Source organism: Candidatus Njordibacter sp. Uisw_058 (assembly GCF_047730065.1).
Classification (GTDB): domain Bacteria; phylum Pseudomonadota; class Gammaproteobacteria; order Pseudomonadales; family Balneatricaceae; genus Njordibacter.
In genome coordinates this window covers 1,275,624-1,293,149 of the sequence record NZ_CP159829.1, presented here as the reverse complement: position 1 = coordinate 1,293,149, position 17,526 = coordinate 1,275,624, and the positions used below count along the sequence as shown (strand labels likewise).

Here is a 17,526-nt window from a genome sequence, read left to right as displayed (position 1 = left end):
CCTGCTTTGATTTCTAAACGGTCTGGAGCATAACGAAACAATATTAATAGTGCCAGCCGCAGTACGCATTAGTCTGATTTTAGCACAAACGGTCAACAGCGCTTTGTAACCGCTGATCTAAGGGCGCTCGTACATCGATTTTTTTATCCGTACTTGGGTCGACCAAACGCAACTGAGCAGCATGCAAAAATAGTCTATTTAACCCTAACTGTCGCTGTATTAGATTAACATCGTCTAAACCATACTTAGGATCACCCACTATTGGATGCCCCATATGCTGGCAATGCACCCGAATTTGGTGGGTTCTACCCGTTATGGGTTTAGCCTCAATGAGGGTGAATTGACCTAAGTTTTGTAGCACTCGATAGCTTGTAATACAGCGTTTACCGTCCTGCGCTACCCGCACCATGCGTTCACCAGACTGCACCACATTTTTCATTAACGGGGCATCCACTTTTTGACAAGATCTGGGCCAGCCACCAATGACTAATGCTTGGTAAACCTTGTCGATACCACCTTCTCTAAGTTGGGCGTGAATGGCTCTCAAAGTGGAGCGTTTTTTAGCCACCATAATACAGCCCGAAGTATCTCTATCTAGTCGGTGTACGAGTTCTAAAGACCGCTCACTTGGGTATAATTGACGCAAGCTTTCAATCAAACCAAGGTTGATGCCACTACCGCCATGTACTGCTAAACCATGGGGTTTATTGATAATCAGCAAACCCGCACTTTCGTATAAAATGGCCTCACGTAACTGTTTTTCTAGGCCTTTGCCTACCGCTGGCGGCGCATTTGGCGCTGGTAACTTAACGGGTGGCACGCGCACAAGGTCACCAGTTTTGAGTTTATAATCTGGTTTAATACGGCCTTTGTTAACCCGTACTTCCCCCTTTCTTACAATGCGGTAAATTAAGCTTTTAGGAGCCCCTTTGAGCTGGGTCATGAGAAAATTATCGATACGCTGCCCGGCCCTATCATCATCAATAGGAATGAATTTAACAACCGATGCAGTCAACGGGGGTGGGGGGGTTGGCTTTTGTGGCATAAACGTTAAACTAGTGGCTTAATTATTTGCGGGACAAGGCCTTAAATGGTAACATATGGTCACTGAAACTGACATTGAAACAGTCAGTGGGCACAAATATAATGGCCCAGTTCAGTTAACCAATTTTAGGTGGGGCCTGACAAACCCAGCCCGTTGATTTTGACGTTATGCTTGATTATTACTCAGCACCTCAAAATCCAAATGAAATAGGCTGTAACTTGGGGTATTCCCAGTTATTTAACGTAAAACAACCCGTTTTACCCAGTTACGGCGAATTAATTTATGCTAGGTGTTTAGGTGGAGATGTACCCTACCCATGGACCGGTCTGAACAAAGATGACAGTGTTGAAGTAGGCACAAAAGGGGCAATGTCCCAATCTATAGAATAAACAGAGCCTTTTCATATGATTTGAGCTGCTGGTGAGTGAACTTGTACGTTAACCTATATGATTGATATTGCTAAATAAAACAGACCAATAACATAATGTGAATTGCATAATTCAATTTACATTTATCCGAGAAGGTAATGGTTTCCTCCACCGTTAGGGCTCTAACGAACTCTTGTGCACCCGTCAAAATATTAATTGCCGTTGGGTAGATGGGTTTCAAGAAATTTGAACACCATGAAAAGAATGCTTATTAATGCAACTCACTCTGAAGAGTTGCGCGTTGCTCTGGTCGATGGCCAGCGTATGTTTGATCTAGATATTGAATCTGGCGCTCGTGAACAAAAGAAAGCCAATATATACCGTGGCCGGATTACCCGTGTAGAACCCAGCTTAGAAGCTGCGTTCGTAGACTATGGTTCCGAACGCCATGGGTTCTTACCCCTCAAAGAAATCTCTCGAGAGTACTTCAAAGACCAATCCCAAAGTAGCCGTTCTAGTATCCGAGAACTGGTGAAAGAGGGCCAGGAAATTGTTGTTCAGATCGACAAAGAAGAGCGCGGTAATAAAGGCGCTGCGTTAACTACTTTTATAAGCTTGGCTGGACGTTATTTGGTACTAATGCCCAATAACCCTCGGGCAGGTGGCATTTCTCGCCGCATTGAAGGTGAAGAACGCTCTCAGTTGCGCGATGTAATGAATCAATTGACTGTGCCTGCCGAATCGGGCGTTATAGTGCGCACAGCTGGCATTGGCCGCAGTGCTGAGGACATCCAATGGGACCTCGATTACTTGCAGCAGTTGTGGGATTCTATTACTGTCGCTTCGGACAAACACCCAGCCCCCTTCTTAATTTACCAAGAAAGTAATGTCATTATCCGTGCGATGCGCGACTATTTGCGTCCAGACATCAGTGAAGTGCTAATTGATGAGCCTAAAGTTTACCAAGACGTGTTAACTTTTGTGCAACAAGTGATGCCAAGCTATGAGAATAAGATCAAGCTGTACGACCAGGAAACCCCCTTGTTTAATCGTTTTCAGATTGAATCTCAAATAGAAACTGCGTTTCAACGCGAGGTGACCCTGCCCTCCGGTGGAGCCATTGTTATTGATCCCACTGAAGCTCTAGTCTCAATAGACATTAACTCAGCTCGAGCGACTAAAGGCAGTGACATTGAAGAAACGGCGCTGAACACTAATCTAGAAGCAGCCGAGGAGATTGCCCGCCAGCTGCGCTTGCGTGACATGGGTGGTTTAGTTGTGATCGATTTTATCGACATGGGGCCTATGCGCAACCAACGTGCTGTAGAAAACAAACTCCGTGACAGCCTCAAGCTTGACCGTGCGCGTGTGCAAGTGGGTCGTATTTCTCGGTTTGGTTTAATGGAAATGTCACGTCAGCGTTTGCGTCCATCTTTAGGGGAAACTTCAGGCATCGTTTGTCCTCGTTGCAGTGGTCAAGGCAGTATTCGTGATGTAGCATCTCTAGCCCTGTCGATCATTCGTTTAATCAACGAAGAGGCAAGTAAAGATCGCTCCGCTGAAATTAGGGTCGTATTGCCAGTCAACATGGCGACTTACCTTCTCAACGAGAAGCGTGCCGAAATATTAGAAGTTGAAAAAACTGCGGGCGTTCGCATTGTGATCATTCCAAACCCACAAATGGATACACCACACTTTGAAGTGAGCCGCCTTAGGGATGACCATGAAGCCGCCCAAGCCAGTGAAACGAGTTACGAGATAGATTTAGTTCAACATCACTTTGATGCAAAGGAATTTGATGCTAAGACCCCTCTAGCCACAGAAAAGCCAGCGGTTCAAAGTATTCAGGTCGCAAAACCCACCGCGCAAGAGTCAACTGCCCCAGTTAAGACCAGTATTACTCCAGTTAAGCGAGCTTCATCGGAGAGTCTAGGCTCACGCATTATCAGTGCCCTAGGTCGTTTAATTAATGGTGCACCGAAGAACGAGGTCGTCGCAAAAGCGCCAACTAAACCAACATCTGCTCGCAACGATTCGCGCAATAGTGCTCGGAATACTCAAAACCGTAATCAAAATGATGATCGACGTCGTGGTCGCAATGGCAATAGACGCAATGAGCCACGTAATGAGTCTAGAGACGAGAAACGGAGCGAAGTGAGTTCAGCAGATGCTCGCAACGACAGTCGTAATGCCGAGCGCAAGAATGAGCGTAACACAGATGAAAAACGCAATAATCGCCGCCAGGAGACTCGCAATAAAAGTCGAGAGTCTAAAACTGTCGAACCATTAGACGCAGTCATGCCAACCCCTGCAGCACCAGAGGAGGCTTATGAATCGAATGCTAACCGCAGTCGTGATCAGAAACGTCGTCGTGATCGCAGTGGTAAGCGTAGCAACGCTAAAGCAACACTTGAATCAACAGTTGATCAAGCTTTAGAAACGAATGGCACCGAAGCTCCTGTCGAGCTTTTGACGACTGAAATTGTAGCTCAGCCTGAAGTCGTTGCTGAAGTCGGGATTGAAAGTCCAACTGTGACGGTCGATGAAACTGATTCTGATGCAGAAGAGGCAAGTAAAGAAGAAACCACCAAAAAAGACACTGCTGATAAAAAACCGCGTCAACGTAAACCACGTGAACGTAAGCCTAAAGAAACTAAAACGAGCGAAGCAGTAGTTGAAACCCTGAGTGAAAAAACCACTACAGATAAGACTAGTGATGCGGTTGAGAATGCTCCAGAGGTCGCCGTTAAAGTGGCTGTGGAAGCAACTACTAGTACATCTCAACAAGTTGTCACGGAGTTGACTCCCGAAGCAGTGATTGAAGGAGTGACTGACCAAGTTGAAGTAGAGGCTACTAAAGCTCCAACCAAAGTAAAGAGCAGAACTCGAGTCAAGGCTGAAGTTGCTGCGCCAGTTACTGAATCAGATCCTGAGTCGGTTACAACACCAGTTAAAGAATCTAGCGCTACTGCTATATCAGAGCAGCCTCTTGAGGCTAAGGCGGCCCACGCCTTAGAAGAAGTTAAGCCAACCGGTGATGGAGAAAACGCTGCCCCTAGCTCATCTCGCCAAAGAGCCCACAACGATCCGCGTGAGAAACGTCGCCGTGAAAAAGCAGCGGCAGAGGAAGCTTCCGCTAAAGAGGGCTAGACTATAGTTCTAGGTAAAATTCACCTCGGCCGTTAAACAGCCGAGGTTCTACTTCTAACATGACACCAAAATTTTCAGCCACATCAGCTTTGATTCGTTGAGCTAAATCCAAAATTTCCTTACCTGTAGCGACACCTGAACCAACCAATACGAGCGCTTGATGCTCATGCACGCCCACTTCACCTTGTACAAAACCCTTCCAACCTAACTGGTCAATTAACCAAGCTGCTGCCAACTTATGCTCATTAGAGCCTATTGCGTATGCCACAAGTCCCGGCCACTGACGGGCTAAGGTTTTCATTTTACTATCGCTGACGATAGGATTCTTAAAAAAGCTGCCAACGTTAGGGATATCTTTTGGATCTGGCAATTTAGCGCTGCGAATGTGGATCACTGCATCTCTTACTTGTTGGGGAGACGCTTTAGCGGCTACTTCACCAGACAGGACTTTAATAGTGTCTGCAATAATGCCATAGCCAACTTGTGGTTTATGATTAAGACTTAAACGTAATTGGATTTGGGTGATGATCCAACATTGATGGCGTTTAAATATACTGTCTCTGTAACCAAATTCGCAATCCACCGCAGCCAGGGTAAATGCTTTTCCCGTATCAAAGTCAAACACTTCAACACTTTCAAGAGTGTCCTTGAGCTCTACCCCATAAGCGCCAATATTTTGTACCGGAGCGGCACCGACTTGCCCCGGTATTAATGATAGATTTTCAAGCCCACTAGCACCTCTCAGTAATGACTCTGCAACCAAAAGATCCCAATCATAACCCGCTTGCACAATTACAGTAAAATGATCCATTGGCTCAGTTGATGCAGCCTCGACTGGCCAGAATACTTGATTCATGGACATAAACATTACTAACCCTTCAAAATCTTGGGTTAATACTAAGTTACTTCCACCGCCTATGAGTAGCCACGGACACTTTTGATCAAGACAAAATTTGCGTACAGCATCCAAATCATACAGGTCATTGATGCAGACAAAATAGGCAGCTTTAACATCTAAACTGAGGGTGTTATAAGGTTTAAGGCTAACATCGTATTGCAGATTCATTAAGATTCAAACACTGCTACATTAAGAGAAGCGCGCACTCGCATTAGATCTTCAGGTGTGTCTATCCCAGCAGGTATGCCCTCAGGCGCTAAGTCCACATGGATACCTTCACCGAAGTGCAAAGCTCTAAGCTGTTCAAGACACTCAATATTTTCATAATTCGTCTGTGGCCAACTCACATAACGGTGCAAAAATCCCACCCGATACGCGTAGAGGCCAATGTGACGTAAGTACACATCTTTTTGTGCTTGCTTAGCATCAACTTGATTCCATTTTCTATCCCAAGGCAGAGGCGCTCGGGAGAAATACATCGCCATATTAGCGTCATTGCGAACTATTTTGACTGCATTAGCATCAAACACCTGTTCAATATCGTCTATGGCCTCAGCTAAAGTAGCAATAGACGCATGGGACTGGTACTGCAGGTTACTGGCGACTTGATTAATTAAACTCGGGGGTATAAATGGTTCATCACCTTGCACATTAACTATGATGTGATCATCGGCCAAAGACAAATATTGAGCAACCTCTTGCAATCGATCAGTGCCTGTGGAGTGATCTTGACGCGTCATGATCACTTGCTCGCAGAACTCCTTTGCATGGTACAAAATATCGGCATGGTCTGTAGCGATGTAAACTTGGGATGCATCACTCTTGCATGCTTGCTGGTAAACTCGTTGCAGCATACTTAAACCACCGAGATCCAATAACGGTTTACCTGGTAAACGACTAGATTGAAAGCGTGCAGGAATGACCACTGAAAATGCCATTAAGCTTGCTTCTCTTCATCTGTAAGTGGCCTTGCTTGAGCCTCTAACAAAACAGGGATGCCAGCATCAATAGGGTAAGCTAAGCCACTAGCTGGGCAAAATAGTTCATTGGTATGGGCATGATAAAATAGCTGGCCGTGGCTCACAGGGCAGGCGAGAACTTCTAATAATTTCTTATCCATGGGGATCCTTATTTTATGGATTAGTGTGGTTAGGTTTTAAACCTAACTTTAATAACAGCGCATCAATTTGCGCAGGTGCTATGGTTAATGATTGAGTTGCATATAACCACTGCTTAGGTGGTTGGTCACTCGTTCCTTGCGCTAACTGTCGACACTTAACTGCATCTTTAGCTGTCATGATCAGCCTACATTGAGCTAAATCGTGGGCTTTGAATAGATAATGGTCAGTATAGCCTTTGCCATGGACCTCATAGCCACGATCACGTAAGTCATCAAAAAAACGCTGAGGATGTCCTATGGCAGCAACCGCATCAATAATTTGATTGGTATCAGGCCAAGGCACAATTTCATCATCACTCACCCGCCTTAATCGCTCCAATTGAGGTTCAATGTTGCACACAAGTTGATCTGGCATATGTTGCTGTAATTGTTTGCCCACTTTGCTATCGGCCACCCCAGTGATAAATACCTGGTCTACCTGAGTGAGCCTAATGGGCAGCTCTCTAAGGGGGCCTGCTGGGATACACAAACCATTTCCAAGGCCACGCTTGCCGTCAATTAAGCACCATTCTACGTCACCTTTAATGGCACTATGCTGCAAACCGTCATCACTGATGACTAAATCAAATTGTTTCTGCTTTGCCAGCCACGCAATACTGGTTTTACGGCACCATCCCACAACAACAGGCACCTGCGTTAACTGGCTCAATAACAAAGGTTCATCACCCACCATATGGGCACTATCCCCTGCACTCACACAATGAGGTCCTGCTCCTATCTTACCACCATACCCACGGCTGATAATTGCACACCGCAATCCTTGCTTTTTTAAAGCTGCGACTAAGGCCACTACTAATGGCGTTTTACCAGTACCACCAATGGTAATATTGCCGATCACCACTAAGGGTAGCGGATTTTTCCCCACCTTAGGTTGTCTTGCAAGGTGCCAAGTCCTGAGCCATAAATACAGACTAGAGAAAGGTTGCAGTAAATATAACCACCAGGCACCCCTATACCATGCGTTGAGTATCTTTTGTGTCACCTTTGTTCCATATTGCGCTTGCACCTAGTGAACGTTTGTTTGCCATGTAGCTATCAAATAGCTGGTCTGAAGCTGATTTTGGACATAGCGCCACTTAATTGAGTAATGCATACCTTGACGTGCTCATTATAACCCACACCAGAACGCTATCAAGCACTTATATCAAACCCTTGTGTGCAGCTCACTTCACTAATCTAGGGCTCATCTAAGGCTCGTCTAGGGCTCATCTAGGGTGAACCTAAGGTGAAAACGGCAGCACTTGATATTCACCAGTAGGGTTAAACACCATCTTTATTTGGCCGTGGCGCCCTGTGTTATACCACTGACTACCCTGTTCCCAATATGCCTTGGTTTTATTTTTATGAGGGTGGCCATAAGGGTTATTTTTACCTGCAGACACTAACACATACGCTGGCCTTACATGAGCCAGAAAGGCTTCGGTAGATGAAGTTTTACTGCCATGGTGAGGCGCAATTAGTACCTCACTCGCCAATGAAGTCAAATCTAGTTTATCAATCATTTCTAGTAGCTTGCCTTCCCCCTTAGCTTCAATATCTCCAGTAATTAATACCTGACGTCCAAAAACATGGAGTAATATGACACAGGAGGCATTATTACCCTGCAAACCTTGTTCGGCTAAAGCAATTTGGCGCCACAGAAGTTGACTAGAGCTATCTTGCCAAAGATTTTGCCAAGCTGTGCTGGCGCATCGACTGGTGTTTGCGACTTTAGAGCCTAAGTTCTGTTCGCGTTTTAAGTTACGCTCAGAGGGCAATAGGAGTCGCTGCACGGTTTGTTGCTGCAATAAAGTTTCTAGACCACCACTATGGTCCATATCCCAATGACTGATTACGACTAGGTCAAGTTGCTGTACCCCTCCGAACGCATCTCGGGCAAGATCACAGCATCAACAAAATTAAAACCACTAAGGTAATAATTACCCACATCATAAAGCATATTGTGTTTGCCTTGGCGCACCCACACACTCAAGCCCTGGCCCACATCTAGTAGCGTGATGACCACAGGCAACTCATTAAGGCGTGCATATTTAGGGGCGTTAATTTGCGAGACTTCAAGAGTTTTAAAAAGCACCAGAGGCATCAGCAATAGCAATAGTGGCCAATGCCATCGTCTCATTAAAAGGCACAGCAAGGCGACTATAAATATAGATACAAATATGGCAATAGGCAGTTGGCCAACAAAAACCGTTGCCCATGCTAGGCTTGCGACAGTTTCAAGCCCTTTCCATAGCACTGCAAAGGTCACATCGATACCCATAAAAAAAGTGGGATCAAGAGGCGTAAATATTGCCGTAATACTAATAAGTAGTAGGGCTGGAATAAACAATAAACAAAAAAGAGGTACTAAGAATAGGTTTACTAAGGGGCTAACCAAGCTTATATTACCAGTCCCTATGGCAATCACCGGCAATACCAACAAAGACAAGGCTGCTTGGGCAGCAAACAACGGCATGATTCGATGTCGCCAACCTTGGTTAGAAGACCCATACCATACTAGACCTAAGGCCAGAACGGCGGTGTAAGATAACCAAAATCCTAGACTAAACGCGCTTAACGGTTGTAAGACTAAGGTCACAAAAAAGGCGATAAATAAGCGCTGGGTAAAACTCAACTGTAAGCCCCACATCAAACCCAACATGAGACCAACAAGCATTATAACCGCACATTGAGCAGGTAACCCAAAGCCACTCAATAGCGCGAAACCAATAGCTGCTCCAAGACCAACCCAAGCACCTACTCGAAGACCCAGACTACTGTTAATACCAAAAGGAAATGTTAATAGACGCATCAATAGCATGACTAACCCAGCCACTAAACCCACATGGAGTCCAGAAATGACCAGCAAATGGGTAGTGCCAGAAGCAGCTAAAACTCGCCATTGCTGTGCACTTAAAGCTGATGTCTGCCCCAACATAAGAGCCCCCCAAAGCGCGACAGACACAGACGACATGGCATGTATTTCAGTAAAGTCTTGGATATGCTGCCATAGGCTTTGACGTAGTTTATCCAAATATAATTTTGGCCAGTTCCAGCTATTGCAAGCACCCCCAGTAGCAAGCCATTGTTTCACATACCCAGACGCCACTTGCCCCCTTAACTGACGCCACCGCACATAATCGAAATGCTCTGGGTTTTGTAAGTTTTTTGGCCCTTTTAAACGCACAATCAGCTCTACTTTACGACCCATTAAATACCCTAGACCCAAGGCTTGGTCGAAACCATTTAGTTGAGGCTGAGCAGCCTTTGCAAATGGGTAAATCGTCACTTTCACATTGCTACCTAACACTTGTGGTCTAGCTAAATAAGTGGGTTTAGCAGGCTTATGCATTTGCAGTGAGGGGATATCGATTTGTGCATCACTTAACATCAGGCTGATGCCAGCCTGACTCCTACTTAACTCCGTCACACAAGCCTCCATCCGCAGGTCTTTGCGCGCCCATGGGAGGGGGTATTGAATGGAAATAAGTTGATACTGAAGAACACTGGCTAGCAAAAAAACTAACAGCGCTGTCATCGCTTTGCGGCGAGTATAACCGAATAAAAGTCCAACCAATAAAAGGATGATTAGATAAAGGCTATTTATAAATCCAAATTGAGCCCAACCCAGACACCAAAAAAGTAACAAAAACAAACCATTAATATACATAAAGTCTCATCCTTGAGCACCCTAAACCTTGGTTTAGTTTGTATATAAGCGCATAATTAGTAGGTTAAGGCTTACGCTCGAAATCAACGCCTTTCCTCCCACTTAGAATAAGGTTAGTACATGCCGCGTAAGTTTTTCAAACGCATTAGCCCAGATCCAAAAAAACTGAGCCAATATCAGTCGCTGAGATGGTTAAATAGGGTAATGCACGATACAAAATTGTGGGGATTCAAACGCACAAGTGTGGCTAGGGGCTGCGCTATAGGCCTTTTTTGTTGCATGATCCCTATGCCCCTACAGATGTTGCTAGCTGCTGCCATAGCCTTAGTTTGGAAAGCCAACATTCCTTTGTCTGTGGCTTTGGTGTGGGTCAGTAATCCACTCACCATGGCGCCCATACTTTATGCCAATTACAAGTTTGGAGCTTGGATGTTGCAAACTCCAGCCTATAACTTGGATTTTGAGTGGTCTAGAAGCTGGTTATTCCATCAATTACACATTCTATGGAAACCCCTTTATGCGGGTTCTTTGGCGGGTGGGTTAATCTTAGCAGTGGTGACTTTTTTTACCGTGCAACTGCTTTGGAGCTGGCAAGTCAAGCGTAATTGGCTCAAACGTAAACGTTAACGTTATTGATATTGATATTGTTATTGGTAACGGACTAAGACACCGTCTTGTAAACTTAACTGAGAGTCTAGCTGACCCGCTAAATGAAGGTCATGAGTGACTGCCACAAACGCCGTGCCCAGATCCCCTTGGAGTTGTTTCAATAGACTCAAAGTTTGTTGAGCATTGTGCCTGTCTAAATTACCTGTGGGTTCATCCATTAGCAAACATGCGGGCTCATTAATTAATGCGCGCGCAATGGCTACACGCTGGCGCTCTCCGCCAGATAGCGCTCCAGGCCTATGCCCAACACGCTCTCCTAAACCTACCCTTTGAAGCATAGATACCGCTTTTATTTCTGCTTCAGCCGGCTTATTACCTGCCATCATATGGGGTAGCATGACGTTTTCTAAAGCACTAAATTCGGCTAACAAATGATGAAATTGGAATACAAAACCCAAGTGCTGATTGCGTAACTTGGCCGCTTGATTACCGTTCAAATCTGATAAACACTCTCCGACCACTGATACCTTCCCAGCATCAGGCTGCTCAAGACCCGCTAGTAATTGTAACAGGGTACTTTTGCCAGACCCTGAACTACCAATGATAGCCATACTTTGAGCCTCAACTAGCTCTAAATCCAGCCCCTTGAGCACATCCACTTGAAGCTCGCCATCCTTAAACGACTTGACTAAACCAGTCGCCTGCAGAACCCAATTACTCATAACGTAATACCTCTGCTGGCTCTACTTTTGAAGCTCGCCAAGCTGGATAAAGGGTCGCCATTACGCAAAGAACGAAGGACCCAATACTGATCACCAATACATCTTCAAGTTTGACTTGAGATGGAAAATAACTAATAAAATAAACTTCAGCACTGAGTACTTTAAAACCAAATATGCGTTCAGCCCAGTCCACCAAACTGGTAATATTTAATGCCAGCACAACGCCTATTAAGGTGCCCATTAAGGTGCCTAAAAATCCAATAATACTCCCTTGCACAATAAAAATACCCATAACATCCCTTTGGCTTGCCCCCAAAGTTCTCAAAATTGCGATATCAGCCTGTTTTTCAACCACAAGCATGACTAATGTGGAAACAATATTAAATGCTGCTACAGCGACTACAAGCATTAACAACAGTCCTAACATACGGCGTTCTAGCTGAATAGCTTGGAATAAACTACCATGGGTGCGGGTCCAGTCATTAGTCCAATATTGCCCAGGCAGTTTTAATGCCACTTGTTTTGCTTTTTCTGGAGCAGTAAATAAATCATCTAACTTTAAGCGCAAGCCCTCTGCCCCACCACCTAACCGTTTAAGCTTACTTGCATCAGCAATGTGCATAATAGCTAAATTAGCGTCCAGCTCAGCACCAACTTTAAAAATACCAACCAAGGTAAAACGCTTTAATCTGGGAATAATACCGGCCACAGATAACGAGGCTTCAGGTAAAAACAAAGTGACCTTGTCACCCACGCTCGCACCTAATTGACGAGCTAACAGGTCACCCATGAGAATATTAAATTCTCCCGCCTTTAAGTCTGACACAGACCCTTGTGTCATATGGTTGGGCAATATGGAGACTCTAGCTTCTGCCTCGGGCTCAATACCATGAAACAGGACAGGTTTTACCCTGCCAAAATTGCTAAACATGCCCTGGCCATGCACAAAAGGAGCCACTCCAACCACACCCTCAACCTGCATGGCCAAGGCAGCAGGTTGTTGCCAGTCCATCACCGGCTGTGCAGTTTGCACAATCGCATGAGGCACCATACCTAAAATACGCTGCCTGAGTTCTTGATCAAAGCCATTCATTACCGACAGTACTAAAATAAGCACGGTCACACCCAGCACTAAGCCCAACATAGAGATGAGGGAAATAAAAGAAATAAAGTGATTTTGCCGCTGAGCTCGGGTGTATCTTAGGCCAACAGTCAAAGCAATGGATTGAAACATAAGTTACCTATTGGGATATAAAGACCCGCCCCGTGACAGGCTTAATCATTTTGGCTTAGTTATTAACTTGTCGCGCTCTGTTAAGGCCTAACTGAGCCGCTACACGATAGGCTTCTGCCATCGTGGGAAAATTAAAGGTATTACTCACAAAGTACTCAATAGTATTTGCGTCCCCTTTTTGATTCATGATGGCTTGACCGATATGAATAATTTCTGAGGCTCGGTCACCAAAGCAATGGATACCTAAAATCTCGTAGGTTTCACGATTAAACAATATCTTTAGCATACCCACCACTTCGCCACTAATTTGTGCTCTAGCAAGGTCTTTGAAAAAGGCTTGGCCCACTTCATAAGGTACTTTTTCTGCTGTTAGTTGCTCTTCAGTTTTACCTAACGAACTAATTTCTGGGATAGTATAGATCCCTGTCGGTACATCATCTACAAATCGAACGCCAGGCAAACCTAGCAAATCTGTGGCCGCTGATCGGCCTTGGTCATAGGCAGCCGAAGCTAAACTGGGCCAGCCCACAACATCGCCAGCTGCGTAGATGCCCTCTACACTAGTTTGATAACGTTGATCAATTTCTAATTGACCACGACTATTGGTCTCAATACCTAAATTTTCTAGCCCCAGGTTTTTAGTATTACCAGAGCGTCCATTACAGAATAGCAGCATATCAGCACAGATGCGTTTGCCAGACTCTAACTCTATTGATACCGCAGTGTCGTCTGCTATGACCGTCTTATAGGTTTCATTATGGCGGATACGCACACCATTATTTCGCAAGTGATAGCTAAGTGAATCAGATATTTCAACGTCAAGAAATTCAAGCAAGTTAGCACGGTTATCAACTAATTCAACTTTTACACCTAAGCCTGCAAAAATTGAAGCATATTCAGAACCAATGACTCCTGCTCCATAAATAATCAATGAGCGTGGCGTATGCTTGAGGTTAAGTACCGTATCACTGGTATAAATGCGGTCATGAGAAAAATCTACATCCTCGGGCTCATAGGGACTCGAGCCTGTAGCAATGACTGCCTGCTCAAAGCGTAAGTTTTCACTGCCTTCACTGCCTATAATTTCAATGTTGTTGGGGTCTAAAAAGCGAGCAAAACCAAAAAACACGTCCACACGATTACGGGCATAAAACTGTGTGTGCAGCATCACTTGTTTAGCGATGACTTCACTGGCAGTTTTGAGTACCTGAGGAAAAGAGAAGTTTTTAGGTTCACCAATGACACGGAATAAAGTATTGGTATTAAACTCAATGATTTGTTTTACAGCATGACGCAAAGCCTTAGAAGGAATCGTACCTTTGTGGGCACAGCCACCACCCACTTGATCTCGCATTTCTACCACAGCAACTTTACGACCTAATTTAGCCGCATTAATCGCCGCAGCCTCACCCGCAGGTCCGGTGCCAATAACGACTAAATCGTACTCATAACTTGCCATGTGTTTCTCTCTTTGCTGATCTTTTTTATTAGGTTACTAAAGTAGATTGAGTCATTATTTTGATCGGCCCACATCATAACTATTATCATCTGATGGAGTTTGAGATATGTTATCGGCTTTGATGGCCTTTTGCTGTTCTGTTTCGCACACTTCTGGGTCGCCTTTGCACACGTCACAGGCCACGTCCATGCCTAAGGCTGTCATGCCCCCACAAGATCCTGCAATTGGCTTACCTCCCATCAACACACCGATTGCCATACCTCCAACGATTAACAGTAAGATGACAAAAGATAAAATCATAGTTTCCATTCAATTCTCCAAATAACTATCAAAGCCTGCTGTAGACTGTGCCACAAAACCATCAGCTCTTTTCATTATAAAGTAAGCTGGCACTTGATGCATGGTAGCCCAACTTACTCCGTCTTCGCCCCCCATCACCATTAAGGCTGTCGCTAACGCATCGGCTCGAGCAGCACTCGCATCAATAACTGTTACAGAAGCCAAATTGTGAGTCACAGGCCTTAAAGTCAGAGGATTAAGGGTATGAGAATAGCGCACACCATCTTTCTCATAATAATTGCGATAGTTGCCAGAGGTTGCAACTGCCATATTATTTACCTTCACCACCTGATACACCTGTTGGGCGCCTACAATTGGGTGTTCTATGGCAATGCGCCAGGGTGATCCATCCAGCTTAAATCCATGGGCACGCAACTCACCTCCCACCTCAACTAAATAATTATTAATGCCATGTGCCTCTAACCATAAGGCAACTGCATCAACCCCATAACCTTTGGCAATGGCAGAAAGGTCGATTGTGCTGGGCGCAAGTTTGCGCATAGCAGGTGGCTGCTGTCGCACCTGCAAAAGCTGATAACCCACCACAGGCCGCAGTGCATCAAGCGCATCTTGGCTAGGAATTTTTGCAGGTATAGGCTGAGGGCCAAAACCCCATAAATCAACTAAAGGACCTATGGTAATATCAAAAGCCCCATTGGTTTTTTCACTAAGGGATAGGGACTGGGCTACCAGAGCCGCCATTTCTGCTGGTATTGCATGCCACAGATTAACTTTGGCACCATTAAAACCACTGAGGTCAGAGGTATCCATGTAAGTCGACATACTGTCTTCAATTCGGCGCAGCTCATTGGCAACTCCCTGTGACACCTCAGGCCTATCTTCACCTTCCTTATTGACCCATTTGACCGTATAACTGGTGCCCATAGATAGACCCGTAAGGGCTTCAATTTTCGGTTCGTCAGACGCAGAACAGCCCAGCAAGACGATGAGTAATAATACCCACCATGTTGCCAGGCCAAATTTTTTTGAGAGTTTTAAGTTATCCGCCAAAATCATCTAGCATGATATTTTCGTCCTCAACACCGAGGTCTTTAAGCATTTGTACTACTGCCGCGTTCATCATCGGCGGCCCACACATGTAGAACTCACAATCTTCAGGTGCTTCATGGTCTTTCAAATAATTTTCAAACAATACGTTATGAATAAATCCAGTAAGGCCATCCCAGTTATCTTCGGGTTGCGGATCTGACAAAGCCAAATGCCAATCGAAGTTTTCATTTTCCGCCGCAAGAGCATCGTATTCTTCACCATAAAAAGCCTCACGCATGCTCCGTGCACCATACCAGAAGGATGTCTTGCGCGTAGAATTTAAACGTTTTAGCTGATCAAAAATGAGTGACCGCATGGGTGCCATACCCGCCCCACCGCCAATGAATACCATTTCAGCTTCAGTATCTTTAGCAAAGAACTCACCAAATGGACCATAAACTTTCATCTTATCCCCTGGCTTTAAGTTGAACACATAAGAGGACATTTTACCGGCTGGGATACCGCTGCTACCTGGAGGTGGAGACGCGATACGAATATTAAATTTAACCACACCCTGCTCTTCTGGGTAATTAGCCATAGAGTAGGCCCGGATGATCGTTTCACCAACCACAGACTGATGTTGCCAAACGTTAAACTTATCCCAATCTCCCCGATACTCTTCTTCAATATCAAAGGTCTTGTAGTCAATCACATGCGCTGGGCATTCTAACTGAACATATCCACCTGCACGAAAGTCTACACTTTCGCCTGCAGGCAAACGCAAAGTGAGTTCTTTAATAAATGTAGCAACATTGGGGTTTGACTCAACAGTACATTCCCATTGCTTGACCCCAAAGACATCTTCTTCAACTTCAATCACCATGTCTTGCTTGACAGCAACTTGGCATGACAAGCGCCAGCCGTCTTTGGCTTCACGCATAGTGAAGTGACTTTCTTCAGTTGCCAACATAGACCCGCCACCATCTTTGATGATGCAACGACATTGTGCACAAGTGCCACCACCACCGCAGGCTGAAGCTAAAAAGATGCCCTGGGCAGAAAGGGTTTGTAGTAACTTATCGCCAGCCGCTACGGTAATAGATTTTTCCGGATCATCGTTAATACTAATAGTCACCGCACCCGAACTCACTAATTGGGCCCGAGCAACCAGAATGATCGCTACCAAAGAGAGAACCACTGCAGTAAACATTAAAACACCGAGGGTGATTTCGTTATTCATACGTTAATACCTTGTATAGTGCGCGTTACAATTGGATACCAGAAAAAGACATAAAACCAAGTGACATTAACCCTACGGTCACAAAGGTAATTCCTAGGCCACGGAGGCCCGCGGGGACGTCTGAGTACTTAAGTTTTTCACGAATGCCAGCAAGGGAGGCAATAGCTAACGCCCAGCCTACACCCGCTCCAAAACCATAAACCACCGATTCACCAAAGTTATAATCTCGCTCGACCATAAACAAGGCCGCTCCCATGATCGCACAATTTACGGTGATCAGGGGCAAGAATACACCCAAGGCGTTATAAAGAGCTGGCATATACTTATCAAGCAACATTTCCATGATTTGCACAATGGCTGCAATCACACCAATGTAAGAGATCAGACCCAAGAAACTTAGGTTAACGTTAGGCAGACCTGCCCAAGCAAGAGCACCATCTGCAAGGAAGTAAGTATAAATTAAGTTGTTCACCGGTACCGTGATAGTGAGCACTGCAATTACAGCAACACCAAGGCCAATAGCGGTTTTAACCTTCTTGGAAATAGCCAAAAAAGTACACATGCCCAAGAAGAATGCCAACGCCATGTTTTCTACAAACACGGCTTTGACGAATAGGCTTAAATAATCTTCAATCATTGTTTC

The 17,526-nt window shown here is 45.0% G+C and carries 17 protein-coding genes; 3 read left to right on the top strand and 14 right to left on the bottom strand.

Annotated elements, in window-relative coordinates:
- Positions 1 to 79: 79 nt before the first annotated feature.
- The gene (gene rluC / locus ABXT59_RS05995) at positions 80 to 1,045 is read right to left on the bottom strand and encodes a 23S rRNA pseudouridine(955/2504/2580) synthase RluC (protein ID WP_443638296.1); all 966 of its coding nucleotides are present in this window, start codon (positions 1,043 to 1,045) and stop codon (positions 80 to 82) included.
- A 167-nt stretch (positions 1,046 to 1,212) separates the two neighbouring features.
- Here rluC and ABXT59_RS05990 point away from each other — a divergent pair, with 167 nt between their 5' ends.
- Both ABXT59_RS05990 and rne read left to right on the top strand, forming a co-directional pair.
- A complete protein-coding gene (locus tag ABXT59_RS05990; RefSeq protein ID WP_443638295.1) occupies positions 1,213 to 1,434 on the top strand; it encodes a hypothetical protein in 222 nt (73 codons plus the stop codon).
- 234 nt (positions 1,435 to 1,668) lie between these two features.
- Positions 1,669 to 4,563 (top strand): ribonuclease E, encoded by a 2,895-nt coding sequence (gene rne, locus ABXT59_RS05985; protein ID WP_443638294.1) that lies wholly within the window; start codon positions 1,669 to 1,671, stop codon positions 4,561 to 4,563.
- Between the two features lies 1 nt (position 4,564).
- Here rne and murB read toward each other — a convergent pair whose 3' ends face one another.
- The 6 genes from murB to ABXT59_RS05955 all read right to left on the bottom strand — a co-directional run bounded on the left by murB (position 4,565) and on the right by ABXT59_RS05955 (position 10,290).
- Complete coding sequence (gene murB, locus ABXT59_RS05980) at positions 4,565 to 5,629, bottom strand: UDP-N-acetylmuramate dehydrogenase (protein WP_443638293.1); 1,065 nt, start codon at positions 5,627 to 5,629, stop codon at positions 4,565 to 4,567.
- The gene (kdsB, locus tag ABXT59_RS05975; protein WP_443638292.1) at positions 5,629 to 6,399 is read right to left on the bottom strand and encodes a 3-deoxy-manno-octulosonate cytidylyltransferase; all 771 of its coding nucleotides are present in this window, start codon (positions 6,397 to 6,399) and stop codon (positions 5,629 to 5,631) included. The genes murB and kdsB overlap by 1 nt, the downstream gene beginning before the upstream one ends.
- On the bottom strand, positions 6,399 to 6,581 hold the full coding sequence (locus ABXT59_RS05970) for a Trm112 family protein (RefSeq protein ID WP_443638291.1): 183 nt from the start codon (positions 6,579 to 6,581) through the stop codon (positions 6,399 to 6,401). Before ABXT59_RS05970 ends, kdsB begins: the two co-directional genes overlap by 1 nt.
- A gap of 13 nt (positions 6,582 to 6,594) precedes the next feature.
- Positions 6,595 to 7,623: a tetraacyldisaccharide 4'-kinase gene (lpxK, locus tag ABXT59_RS05965; protein ID WP_443638290.1), complete on the bottom strand. Its 1,029-nt coding sequence runs from the start codon at positions 7,621 to 7,623 to the stop codon at positions 6,595 to 6,597.
- Between the two features lie 238 nt (positions 7,624 to 7,861).
- Positions 7,862 to 8,458 carry a ComEC/Rec2 family competence protein gene (locus ABXT59_RS05960; protein ID WP_443638289.1) on the bottom strand — a complete coding sequence of 199 codons (597 nt, stop codon included), beginning with the start codon at positions 8,456 to 8,458 and terminating at the stop codon, positions 7,862 to 7,864.
- Between the two features lie 20 nt (positions 8,459 to 8,478).
- Complete coding sequence (locus ABXT59_RS05955) at positions 8,479 to 10,290, bottom strand: ComEC/Rec2 family competence protein (RefSeq protein ID WP_443638288.1); 1,812 nt, start codon at positions 10,288 to 10,290, stop codon at positions 8,479 to 8,481.
- Positions 10,291 to 10,410: 120 nt separating this feature from the next.
- Between ABXT59_RS05955 and ABXT59_RS05950 the strand changes: the two genes are divergently transcribed.
- On the top strand, positions 10,411 to 10,917 hold the full coding sequence (locus ABXT59_RS05950) for a DUF2062 domain-containing protein (protein WP_443638287.1): 507 nt from the start codon (positions 10,411 to 10,413) through the stop codon (positions 10,915 to 10,917).
- 20 nt (positions 10,918 to 10,937) lie between these two features.
- Here the strand turns inward: ABXT59_RS05950 and ABXT59_RS05945 are convergent, their stop codons facing one another.
- The 7 genes from ABXT59_RS05945 to nqrE are packed head-to-tail and all read right to left on the bottom strand — an operon-like array spanning position 10,938 to position 17,520.
- Positions 10,938 to 11,621 (bottom strand): ABC transporter ATP-binding protein, encoded by a 684-nt coding sequence (locus tag ABXT59_RS05945; protein WP_443638286.1) that lies wholly within the window; start codon positions 11,619 to 11,621, stop codon positions 10,938 to 10,940.
- Positions 11,614 to 12,855 (bottom strand): lipoprotein-releasing ABC transporter permease subunit, encoded by a 1,242-nt coding sequence (locus ABXT59_RS05940; protein ID WP_443638285.1) that lies wholly within the window; start codon positions 12,853 to 12,855, stop codon positions 11,614 to 11,616. Before ABXT59_RS05940 ends, ABXT59_RS05945 begins: the two co-directional genes overlap by 8 nt.
- A gap of 55 nt (positions 12,856 to 12,910) precedes the next feature.
- Positions 12,911 to 14,314 carry a Si-specific NAD(P)(+) transhydrogenase gene (sthA, locus tag ABXT59_RS05935; protein WP_443638284.1) on the bottom strand — a complete coding sequence of 468 codons (1,404 nt, stop codon included), beginning with the start codon at positions 14,312 to 14,314 and terminating at the stop codon, positions 12,911 to 12,913.
- Positions 14,315 to 14,368: 54 nt separating this feature from the next.
- Positions 14,369 to 14,623, bottom strand: a complete 255-nt coding sequence (gene nqrM / locus ABXT59_RS05930; RefSeq protein WP_443638283.1) for a (Na+)-NQR maturation NqrM — start codon at positions 14,621 to 14,623, stop codon at positions 14,369 to 14,371.
- Entirely contained in the window at positions 14,624 to 15,664 is a 1,041-nt protein-coding gene (locus tag ABXT59_RS05925) for an FAD:protein FMN transferase (protein ID WP_443638282.1), read from the bottom strand. It abuts the gene before it with no gap.
- Positions 15,654 to 16,883: an NADH:ubiquinone reductase (Na(+)-transporting) subunit F gene (nqrF, locus tag ABXT59_RS05920; RefSeq protein ID WP_443638281.1), complete on the bottom strand. Its 1,230-nt coding sequence runs from the start codon at positions 16,881 to 16,883 to the stop codon at positions 15,654 to 15,656. The genes ABXT59_RS05925 and nqrF overlap by 11 nt, the downstream gene beginning before the upstream one ends.
- A 25-nt stretch (positions 16,884 to 16,908) precedes the next feature.
- The gene (gene nqrE / locus ABXT59_RS05915; protein ID WP_443638280.1) at positions 16,909 to 17,520 is read right to left on the bottom strand and encodes an NADH:ubiquinone reductase (Na(+)-transporting) subunit E; all 612 of its coding nucleotides are present in this window, start codon (positions 17,518 to 17,520) and stop codon (positions 16,909 to 16,911) included.
- Positions 17,521 to 17,526 lie beyond the last annotated feature (6 nt).

Coding starts and splice junctions, on each gene's coding strand:
- rluC (WP_443638296.1), bottom strand. CDS start 1,045: ATGCCACAAAAGCCAACCCCCCCACCCCCGTTGACTGCATCGGTTGTT.
- ABXT59_RS05990 (WP_443638295.1), top strand. CDS start 1,213: ATGCTTGATTATTACTCAGCACCTCAAAATCCAAATGAAATAGGCTGT.
- rne (WP_443638294.1), top strand. CDS start 1,669: ATGAAAAGAATGCTTATTAATGCAACTCACTCTGAAGAGTTGCGCGTT.
- murB (WP_443638293.1), bottom strand. CDS start 5,629: ATGAATCTGCAATACGATGTTAGCCTTAAACCTTATAACACCCTCAGT.
- kdsB (WP_443638292.1), bottom strand. CDS start 6,399: ATGGCATTTTCAGTGGTCATTCCTGCACGCTTTCAATCTAGTCGTTTA.
- ABXT59_RS05970 (WP_443638291.1), bottom strand. CDS start 6,581: ATGGATAAGAAATTATTAGAAGTTCTCGCCTGCCCTGTGAGCCACGGC.
- ABXT59_RS05960 (WP_443638289.1), bottom strand. CDS start 8,458: ATGGACCATAGTGGTGGTCTAGAAACTTTATTGCAGCAACAAACCGTG.
- ABXT59_RS05955 (WP_443638288.1), bottom strand. CDS start 10,290: ATGTATATTAATGGTTTGTTTTTGTTACTTTTTTGGTGTCTGGGTTGG.
- ABXT59_RS05950 (WP_443638287.1), top strand. CDS start 10,411: ATGCCGCGTAAGTTTTTCAAACGCATTAGCCCAGATCCAAAAAAACTG.
- ABXT59_RS05945 (WP_443638286.1), bottom strand. CDS start 11,621: ATGAGTAATTGGGTTCTGCAGGCGACTGGTTTAGTCAAGTCGTTTAAG.
- ABXT59_RS05940 (WP_443638285.1), bottom strand. CDS start 12,855: ATGTTTCAATCCATTGCTTTGACTGTTGGCCTAAGATACACCCGAGCT.
- sthA (WP_443638284.1), bottom strand. CDS start 14,314: ATGGCAAGTTATGAGTACGATTTAGTCGTTATTGGCACCGGACCTGCG.
- nqrM (WP_443638283.1), bottom strand. CDS start 14,623: ATGGAAACTATGATTTTATCTTTTGTCATCTTACTGTTAATCGTTGGA.
- nqrF (WP_443638281.1), bottom strand. CDS start 16,883: ATGAATAACGAAATCACCCTCGGTGTTTTAATGTTTACTGCAGTGGTT.
- nqrE (WP_443638280.1), bottom strand. CDS start 17,520: ATGATTGAAGATTATTTAAGCCTATTCGTCAAAGCCGTGTTTGTAGAA.